Here is a 9,235-nt window from a genome sequence, read left to right as displayed (position 1 = left end):
TCTGGCAGACAAGAGACTCTCCCTTGGGCGTCGTTTGTGCAAGATGCCTGAGGGAGATCCCCTCCGCTACATCACGCAAGCTGCTCAAAACGCCCCGAATTCCCATCGATTTACGTGCTCACGCTCAGGTAGTCCGCCCACGGTCGTGGGCGTCATGCAGCGCCCGTCACCGTACAACCTGACGACCGGCGCTTCTCTCTTTGCATCAGGAGCATCCCGTGTTGAGCGCCCACGAATTCGCAACGTTGATGCTGGTCAAGGACTCGGCCGATCACATTGCGGATCGGGAAGAACCTGGTGCGTTGCTTGAACGCCAGCTTGTCGCCCTGGAGCGACTTGCGGGCGGAGCAGTACGCCCTCGCATCACGGAGGACGGGGAGTCGCTACTCCGTAACCTTGCCTTTATCAATTGATGGAAATATCCGTCGTGTGCCGCCTGAAATTTTGCCAACCGCACGACTGGCGGGCGGTAGGAACTCAACGCAGTGCTTCCAGGCGGCGTTGGCAAACTTTGTCGTCGCCACCGCGTCGATAGCTCTGCATGGCCTTCGTGCGGTCCGGGATGAATCCGTTGTCGTCCGCGCCCCACAGGCCTTCCCAGAAAAGCCCGAGATTGTGTGCCGCGGCCCTGTGGCCCAGTTCAATGGCCTGCTCGTAAAGCGAGCGCGCGCGGCTCACATCGACCTGCATGCCCCGTCCGAGCCGGGCGCTGCCGGCCAGCGGGCACCGAGTCGGTTGCGTTTTGTCCAGACCGAGTGCGATTGCATGAAGGTTCTGAGCATCACAAATTTTGTCAGTCGCTCCCAGATCGAACCGAGCAACTTGCGTACGCCGCGCAAGATCCAGCGAAGGAGGCCGAACGACAGATGTAGCGCCATTTTTTCCGTCTTTTGTCCAAACATGAGGATGGCCCGCGCCGATCAACCCCGATTCCTCGAATAAGCGCCCGGGATCCGCACGAAAGCTCGGCGCAACGTCGGCTTCAGCCAAAGGAAGCTCAGCCGTCGGCGAGCGCCCGAAAGAGGCTGCTGACGACGCCAACGATTGGTGTGCGTGAACGAAATGATACGCAAGATTTTGCCGGGCTTTGTCGCAGCCCAAATGCGCGAAGACGGTGTCGATCGCTAATGATAGGTCGCGGCGCCGAAGGAGGCCTCTCCGAAGCGTTCCAGTGAGTATCGCCGAAGCCACATTCGACGTGCCTCCCTACCGCCATGAACGACGTCGTTACGTTTGGAGAGATGCTCCGCAAGCCTTGCGTCGATGCGCTCATATACCTTCGACGCAGGGCGATTCGATACCTGTCGGTAAGAACAAGGTTAAAGACCAGCTGATGCATGCCGTTATATCTCGTATCGTGTAAATCTCGGGAGCGCGGCGGATGAGAATATTTGGCTGGCGCAGAGCTACGAGCACTTCGACAGTTTTTGCCACTGGTACAGAGTCTCAATGGGACAAACAGATTTTGGCCGCGCGGGCGAAACGTCATAAGCGTGTCGCCGCGTTTCTCCAGTCAGCGACAGAGCAGGCGAAGGAAGACTTTGTCCGAACGGTTGGTGATTTGAATCGGTCGCTGGTTCACCACGCGACCGTATCGGAGCGCCTCCTCGTCTTCATCGATAATAACGTGCTCCAAGACGTCCTCAAGCACGAAGAGGAGCCACGTCGACGAGCACGATTTCACGCGTTGCTGGCGTTGCTGATGGTGGCTGAGGATCACTATCTTCTTGATATCTTTGCGTGTGTAAGCCCAGCGATCGTGTATGAAGCGGGATACCGCGGCGTGCGCCCGGCGGATGTAGCGTATAGTCAAGTGATGGAGGCTCTGGCTGACATTGGTTTGCGCACGCATTCGGTCGGTTTCAACCGTCCAGCCGAGCTGCGGAAGATTTTCCGCCGAATTAGGCACGACGAGCGACAGATTCGGCGAGCACTCGATGAGATCCGAGCGACGTCGTGGAAGCGGGACTTTACCGATAAAGACCTTTTAGGAATTCGAATACCGTTTGCTGTTGCTGAGGATGAATGTCCGAACGTCCGGCTTCGACATTTTGATCCAAACTACGTGAAGTTTCTGCTGATGCACATCATTGAGAAGCAGATGTTTCGCGAGAATGGCGATCAAAAGAAGGCGAGAAGACTGATGGAGGATCCGAAGGAAAAGGCGTTCTCGGTGATCAAGCCTCACGGCGATGGCGTTGAAGGCCTTGGCGATGTCGAGCTGATTTCTTGTTGTGACCTGAGTGCTCAGACCGTGAATCGAACGCCCTACATAACAATGGCTCTCACGGTCGACGGAGGGCTTCAGAACGCGTTGAAGCGGCTAGGCAGTGTTCGAAGTAGAGCCACGCTTGACGCAGGCACCGATGATGTTGAAGATGGTGTCCTCCGCATGATGTACGCAATGAGGGACCACAGTCGGCGAACGGCGAAGGCGAACAGGCGCGTCGCCGAATACGGGACCGCATACGAGGAATTTCTGAATACAATCCGTTGCCATTTCACACGGGACGCGACGTGAAAGCACATGGCTAGTAGAGCCGGATTTTGGTGGGGGGGACCCATCGTTTCGTGCTAAATCGGTAGGGGTGGTTGCGGGCGAACCTGACGAGCGCCCTTGGATGCGTTCCCGCGGAAGCGACGTTCCACGGGGGCCCGCGCGCGGGAGACTACTCGGGGCGATCGTCCCTTTCCGTGCTGGATGTGGCGGTTAGCTCTGAAGAGCGCTGTAAGATCAGGGGCTTACGATTCGCAAGGCCGCGCGACGTTGCAAGGGCGGCAAAGGCTTCGCGGGCGGTCCTAGCCTTCGAAGTGACCAGAATTTGCTCCAAAAGTACGACAATCCAAATTAGGATACCTATGTCATTTGACTAAAGCGAATCAGCGAAGTTTGGCTCAAATCAGGACTACTATTGGATATAAGTTTACACATGCCAGTGTGCGCCGTCCGGATCGGCGATTCCGATCTCGAATCGATCCAGGAACCCTGGAAGTTCCGGATGAGAGCTCAGGGGCACGGACTCTCCTCGCCGCACCAGCGTAGCCCGATCGCTGAATATCGCGACAGAGACGTCGTTCCCGAAGCGGGATCTGAAATAAATCCCGTCAAGGTTTGAATGATTGTCATGGAGCGCACGACTCCAGAGATTTGGTACCTTGTAGTCGTTGACCGACAAGACACGCGCGTCGAAGCCAAACCGCCAGAGTGGAACGGTAAGGTCTGCAAGCCGCAGTGGCCTCGCATCTTCGAGCCCCAAGGTTGCCACCGACCGGCTCGTGATGTCTGTCTCCTCGATGACGTGCGGCACATTGACCCGGAGGCCTTGATAGCGATCGCGCATGATCGTCTCGGCCATGCAGACGTCGAAGGAAGGGGACGCATATAGCACGCCATACTCGTCGTCCGGCGCGTCGAACCTATACACGGTTGATGACGCGGACCGCCGATTGTAAAAGACGGGGTCGAACGTCCGTCGATGAACGCGGTATAGGTTTGTGACCGAGAGATTCAGTTCGACGACCGGGATCTTCGCCGCTACAAAATCGACCGGAGGGGAAGGGCAGTCAACGGCTCCCACCGCGCGCTGACTGCCTGTCATAGGCCTCCCTGTTCGCCACACAGGTCGGACTCCGCCAGCCCGATGACGCGACCGATGTCCTGCTTGTCGTCAACGATTACATCCGCAGGTGAAAGGCCAGCCAGCGCTTCCCGTTTGCGCAGCATGAACGAATGAATAACCCAGCTGTTCGAGCCAGCGTCGACGAACGGACGCAACGCCGCCTTCACGCGATCCGGGTGCGCGTCAAACTGCCATTTGGGGTAACGGAAGCCGCGCGTTTTCCCGGGCGGGAGCAACGCATACAGCTCGCCAGCTTGACGCGATTCATTGATAGCACGCTCGTTGCGCCCGGCGTAGTCTCGAGCCTCCAACAGAGCAAGATTGTCAGGATTCTCATACTGTTCAATCGCATAGCGGCGCCCACGCGCCCGTGCGGCCGCGAGCGGATCGCTCGCGGTGACCACGTCGCTCTCGGACGATTGCAGCTTGCGCGCACTTGTCAACCTGACCGGCTTGCCGGTCGATAGCTTGCGAATGACTGTCGCCAGATAATCGACTGCTGTCTGATCCACGTTGACCGTGACTCGGTCCAGCGTCTTCTGAGCGAGATCGCGGTAGTCGACGTCCCGCATCCTCGACTTCCCGGCCTTGAATTTGGGGTGGCGGCCATGTTTCGGTGCCGGCATCCTCTGGATTAGTTTTACAGGGTCGTCCTTTTTCCCGAGTTCGCGCGCCGGGCGCCCAATATCATAGACATATGCGGCCCCGCCACGCACCGACTTGGCGCCGTGCAGCAGGTCAACCACCGTAGCGCCGGTCCGGCTGCGTGCCCTCGTTGAGCGCTTCTTTGCGACAAATTTCACTAAGGCAAATTCCCCGGACGCGACTGGGCCGCCCGTCCGGCCGGAATATACGCCCGCTTGGCTCGTCACGACCAGGTTATCGGGCGCTGGTGCGCCTGCGATAGTGCGTGTGTGTTTTCTCATAGCTTAATGCTAGTTCATGACTTTCATGACGTCAACCACGTGGGTGCGTGAATTCCTCGCATCCGTGCGAAGAAAGACTTCGCCTCCCATCGCCTCTCCGAAGTGGACAATCTCATGATATCGCCCCGATCGGGTTGAATGATGCGTGTCCAAAAAACTGTCTAAAAGATTTTCATTGGACTAGAATTACTCAAACTCTCGGAAATCCCAACATGCAGCCTCTTGGTACTTGGAAGAACGCGCCGCTCGCGTATGTCGTGGCGGAAGTTCGATTCGGAAGTCTCCTGTCCCTCGATTCGATAGCCGGCCGCCTTCAAGAAAGCCTCGTTTCGCAGTTCCCCCGCCTGATCAAGGGGCAGGCGGTGGCGTTGAACTTCGGCGCGCAGGTGATGACCCCGCAGGTGGTGCCCCGGTTTCACTTCCTGTCCGAGGACGGCCGCACAGGCGTGGTCCTTGGCCACGATACGCTCGCAGTCCACGCGACGACGTATATTGACTCGGCGCACTTCGCCCAGGTCCTGCGGGAGGTGTGGGGGGCTTGGCTGCACGCGTGGCCAAAGACGTTCGTTGAGCGTCTTGGCATGCGCTACTGGGATATCGTGCTTCCAGAGGGCGGCCTGTCAGTCGGCGATTTTTTCGCCGCGCCGTTTTCAGGGATAGAGACCCTCTGGCCGGGCGGGCGCTTGAGTCGGCACACGCATGAACTGGTCTATGAGGTTGCAGGGCCCATCACCCAAAGCACGGTGGTCAGGGCCGGGACAGTGCCTGCTGCGCAGCCATACCCACCGGCGTTTTTCTTCGTTCCCGAACTTTCCCCATCGGAGCGTCTCCAGCGAGCAACGGCGCTTGCGCAGCGGGAGAAAGATGCCACGATCGCGTTTCTAGATGTCGATGCTTCGGCGGAGATTAAACGCATTGTAGATGCCGACACTTTCGTTGACTGTGCGAAGATTCTGCATCAGTCCCAGTCGGCGGTTTTCAAGGCACTCACCAGTGAGCGCGGTCAGACAATCTGGAAAGACGGAGTCTCCGATGCTTGATATTGCAATTAGGAATGTAGTGCGGGCCCAGATGCTGGCGCAACCGTTGTTCGCCCGTCCGGAGATATCAACCGGCGGCAACGTATCCATGATCCACCGGGAAAATGAAAATCCGCAAATTCTCATTCTCACGGGCTACAGCTCGACGCCGGTGTATGGTGACGCGGGGACCGTCGTGTTTCCCATGAACTACGAGTTGTTCACAACGATTGCTTGGCCACAGGTCGCGGACGAGTTGCCCGCGGTTGCCCCTGCGCAGGCCACGGGGGGGGCCGTGCCCCTTCGCGACCGTCTGAACCGGGTTAAGGCCGCCTTTGGCATATCGAGCAAGGAGCTGGCTGCTGTGCTCCAGTGCTCGCGCGCTGCACTCTACAACTGGCTAGACGAGGCGTACCCGGGACAGGTCCGTGAAGATACACTCGCACGTCTGGCCGTTCTCGAACGTCTCGCCGAGCGATGGAACGGCTACGAGGCGGGCAACCTAGCGGCGCATCTTCACGCATCGATTGTTGAGCACGCGGACGGACAGCGGGGCGATCTGTTCTCGCTTCTGACGCAGGAGGTGATCGACGAGGACCGCGTCGCCGCCGCGCTGCGGTCGATCGCCACGCTCTCGCGCCAGCAGGTCGCCGAGTTCCGGCGCGTAAACGATCTCATGGCTCGCGGGTTTGGTCAGTGAAGGGGGCGCGAGGTTGAGTGATCAGGTTGCGCAAAACATTGGTTCAACGCTGTCGCGCATGGGGTGGCAGCAGGGCGTGATCGCCGATCCAGCGACACACGGGCACTTCAAGGAAATCCTCGCGCATGCGGGGCGCGACGATCTCGTAACGTTGGTGGATTCAACGAAGGTCTGTTTCGTTGCGGTCAGCCAGACCTGTGACATTGTTCAGTTCAGGGACGAGGCAGAGCCGTATGTCGAGTTCCTGCTCGCCACTTGGGGGGAGGGGGCCCCGAACCCCGCCGACACCTACCAGAAGAGCTTTCGGACATTTGCTGTCGAGCTGGAAGGGGGGAACGGACATTTGCGCATCAAGCCGTGGAATCGCTTTCTCGTTCCACGCGGATGGGTGACGCAGATCCCGGCTTTCGAGGTAACAATCGCGCCCCAACGCATTCGCGACCTGATGGACTGGCTGATGACGCGCTATGTCCGCACCGCGTTGCCGGACACCTTCAATGGTCGGCTGGCAACGGTGAAGGCCGAAGACAAGATGCGCAAACTGCTCGAGAAGCTGCCGGCCGTCACGGAGGTGTTTATTTCGCTCAAGCCGCGCTATGTCGAACTCGGACAGGGCGAGGATTACTCGTGCGATCTCGTGTTGTTGTGCCGCGAGGACGACTTCAGCAATGCTGGCCTTCGAGAGCAGATGCAGCCGGTGCTCGATGAAATCGAAAAGTTTTCTGGTCGGGATAGAGGGCATCGAAGTGGAGGCGGTACGTCTCTTTGGTGAATCTCAGTTCACACGTCATCACATGCGTGCCTACGACCGCTGGCAGTTTGACGACGTGTCCTACGCAGCCGACGCGCGGGCGGCGAAGAAGGGCGTGGAGTCGGGGCACGCGTATCGTCCTGAGGCCGGGCGAACAAAGCCGTAGGCGGACGAGTAGCACACGACCCGGTGTACTTTTGGCCGCTCAACTTCAATCAATCAAAAACCATGCTTTATACGTTGAAGAAAGCTTCTGGTGATGCTGGTGAGTATTTTTTCGCCTATAAGATTGCCAGTGTCTTGAAGTGGCCTTGCAGGCTTACCGGTATTGATATTGGCATTGATGCGCAAGTTGAGGTGATGGACGAGAAGCAATTCAGCACCGGTCAATTTATCGCGCTTCAAGTCAAAGCCACCAGTAAAGAAGAAAAAGACCACGTTTATGTCAATCCTCAAAATGTGGAGTACTGGAAAGATTTGGGCTTGCCTGTCTATGTGGTTCTTGTAGATTTGTCAAAGGCTGAAATGTATCTTCATTTCGTCGACCCTCAGATCACGTACCCTGTGACACCAAAAGGACAAGTGCGCATTGACTTTGATCTAGCTGAAGATGTCTTTTCAGAAGATAGTGTTGATGATCTGCGTGAAAAAGCTGGTCAATCCGCTGCATCACACATCGACGACTACCTATCAAATGTGCTCGACGGTGCGCAGCGAATCAAAGATGCCATTGCTGCCCTAGACGGTAACAACCCGGATGGCCAAGTGCTTTGTGACCTTGTAGAAGAACGTCACGAATTGCGCGGGCAATTAGACCAAGCTACAGCACTCGTGGAAGTTTTCAAGGTTAGAAAAGCTGCGTTGGTGAATGCCAAAAATGAATTCAACGAATCTTATGCTGACTTGCAGGACATTGTTACGAACCACAATTTTGCAACGTATTGGGATGACGACGGCGAAATCAGAAGATTTTCCCGAGAAGACTACAACCGATTTTTTAGCAACTGACGCAAGCTTATCCATAGTTTTTGAAGCGGCCGCCAGCTATATCGGTAATATGCGTTAGCTACATAGCTTCCTTCACGGGCGTATCGCGGCGAATGACCGCTCACGAGCAAGCATGAGCGGCGGTTTTTGCTTGACCGTCCGGTCATACTCGTAGACCGGCTTGATGAATGCCTGAAGCGTTGCAGACTCAATCCAACGCCGAGACTGGGAAATGGAAAAATTCAACGAGGTTGGATTCCTCTCCAACGACCTGGGAAGCTGGATTGACCAGGTCAGGAACGTATTCAAGCCGGAGTTCGCCGCCGCCGTGCGCATTAATAGGCTGGCAATGGAAGTTCTGTTCTCCCTTCCAGCGGAGGACATGACAGAAGCTCATCTCACTGGCAATCTGTGTTTCGCGCGCGCTCTCCAGTCGTTTCAAACGACAATATTGCTTTCGGAGCGTGGTGCGCTAGCCGATGCTCGGACTTTGGTTCGCTCCGCTACGGAGACGGCAATCGCCCTGGCAAACTGTCGAATCGATCCCACTATGCCTGCGCAGATCGCAGAGGACGCCGATCTCCACCGTAGCAAACTTGCCAAATCTCTCCTTGAGGCCAACAAGTCGAAGAACAGCCTCACGGAAGAGAAGATTGCGGAGTTGGGCGCGACTGTTAGTGAGGTGGCGAAACTCTATGGCGCTAAGGGACCAACGAAAATCAACTGGGCGCAGAAGGCTAGTGCAGCCGGTATGGGCGATCTGTACGACATCGCTTACCGCACCATGTCCGGCGACGGGGCGCACTGCACAGTCTGGAGCCTAGGACACCATCATTCGCTGAATGCCGGTGGAAACGGCCCCGGTTTTGTCTTCAGGCCCGAGCGTGAGGAGCTTGATAACGTCCTATTCACAGCTTGCAGCGTCATGCTGCACGCCCTGGCGAGCGTTATTGATTGGTTTGGGCTAGATCCTTTCGCGGGCGAAATGAGCGCTTGTGTGAGCGATTGGAAATCAATGCGCACAAGCTAGGCCGAACGAAATCCAGATGAGCGTCTATTCCACCAGATCTCGATTTGACATAAAGCGAATTATCAACAGAGCTGGTTGTAGCGGCCAGATGATAATGTCCGCTTTTAGCCGCATAGAAATGTCCGCTTTTGATGCTGTCGTATGCTAGCCACCCGCCGTTTTCGGGCGCTCTAGACATCGATGGCTGTGACAGAACGGATAA

Annotated in this window: 10 protein-coding genes; 7 read left to right on the top strand and 3 right to left on the bottom strand. The window is 56.9% G+C overall.

Features of this window, described 5'->3' with window-relative positions; all coding sequences use genetic code 11:
• Window positions 1-218 precede the first annotated feature (218 nt).
• A complete protein-coding gene (locus AB4Y32_RS39980) occupies window positions 219-413 on the top strand; it encodes a hypothetical protein (RefSeq protein ID WP_342937306.1) in 195 nt (64 codons plus the stop codon).
• 64 nt (window positions 414-477) lie between these two features.
• Here the strand turns inward: AB4Y32_RS39980 and AB4Y32_RS39975 are convergent, their stop codons facing one another.
• Window positions 478-990 (bottom strand): hypothetical protein, encoded by a 513-nt coding sequence (locus AB4Y32_RS39975; protein WP_342937307.1) that lies wholly within the window; start codon window positions 988-990, stop codon window positions 478-480.
• Window positions 991-1,381: 391 nt separating this feature from the next.
• Between AB4Y32_RS39975 and AB4Y32_RS39970 the strand changes: the two genes are divergently transcribed.
• Window positions 1,382-2,521, top strand: coding sequence for a hypothetical protein (locus AB4Y32_RS39970; RefSeq protein ID WP_342937308.1), 1,140 nt, complete (start codon window positions 1,382-1,384; stop codon window positions 2,519-2,521).
• Window positions 2,522-2,924: 403 nt separating this feature from the next.
• On the opposite strand, the gene AB4Y32_RS39965 is transcribed toward AB4Y32_RS39970, so the two are convergent.
• A complete protein-coding gene (locus tag AB4Y32_RS39965) occupies window positions 2,925-3,599 on the bottom strand; it encodes an RES domain-containing protein (protein WP_368726511.1) in 675 nt (224 codons plus the stop codon).
• Window positions 3,596-4,366 carry a hypothetical protein gene (locus AB4Y32_RS39960; RefSeq protein ID WP_368726510.1) on the bottom strand — a complete coding sequence of 257 codons (771 nt, stop codon included), beginning with the start codon at window positions 4,364-4,366 and terminating at the stop codon, window positions 3,596-3,598. The genes AB4Y32_RS39965 and AB4Y32_RS39960 overlap by 4 nt, the downstream gene beginning before the upstream one ends.
• Before the next feature lie 392 nt (window positions 4,367-4,758).
• Here AB4Y32_RS39960 and AB4Y32_RS39955 point away from each other — a divergent pair, with 392 nt between their 5' ends.
• From AB4Y32_RS39955 to AB4Y32_RS39935, 5 genes are all read left to right on the top strand, one after another.
• Window positions 4,759-5,586: a TIGR04255 family protein gene (locus AB4Y32_RS39955; RefSeq protein WP_368726509.1), complete on the top strand. Its 828-nt coding sequence runs from the start codon at window positions 4,759-4,761 to the stop codon at window positions 5,584-5,586.
• Window positions 5,579-6,265: a hypothetical protein gene (locus tag AB4Y32_RS39950; protein WP_342937312.1), complete on the top strand. Its 687-nt coding sequence runs from the start codon at window positions 5,579-5,581 to the stop codon at window positions 6,263-6,265. Before AB4Y32_RS39955 ends, AB4Y32_RS39950 begins: the two co-directional genes overlap by 8 nt.
• Before the next feature lie 13 nt (window positions 6,266-6,278).
• Window positions 6,279-7,037, top strand: coding sequence for a hypothetical protein (locus AB4Y32_RS39945; RefSeq protein ID WP_368726508.1), 759 nt, complete (start codon window positions 6,279-6,281; stop codon window positions 7,035-7,037).
• 207 nt (window positions 7,038-7,244) lie between these two features.
• Complete coding sequence (locus AB4Y32_RS39940; RefSeq protein ID WP_368726507.1) at window positions 7,245-8,024, top strand: DUF4365 domain-containing protein; 780 nt, start codon at window positions 7,245-7,247, stop codon at window positions 8,022-8,024.
• Window positions 8,025-8,235: 211 nt separating this feature from the next.
• Window positions 8,236-9,033, top strand: a complete 798-nt coding sequence (locus AB4Y32_RS39935; RefSeq protein WP_342937315.1) for a DUF5677 domain-containing protein — start codon at window positions 8,236-8,238, stop codon at window positions 9,031-9,033.
• The last annotated feature ends 202 nt before the right edge of the window (window positions 9,034-9,235 follow it).

Origin of the sequence: Paraburkholderia phymatum (genome assembly GCF_040965635.1) — a bacterium.
GTDB lineage: Bacteria > Pseudomonadota > Gammaproteobacteria > Burkholderiales > Burkholderiaceae > Paraburkholderia > Paraburkholderia phymatum_B.
Note: the sequence above shows the minus strand (reverse complement) of the source record. Positions and strands in the feature narration are given on the sequence as shown.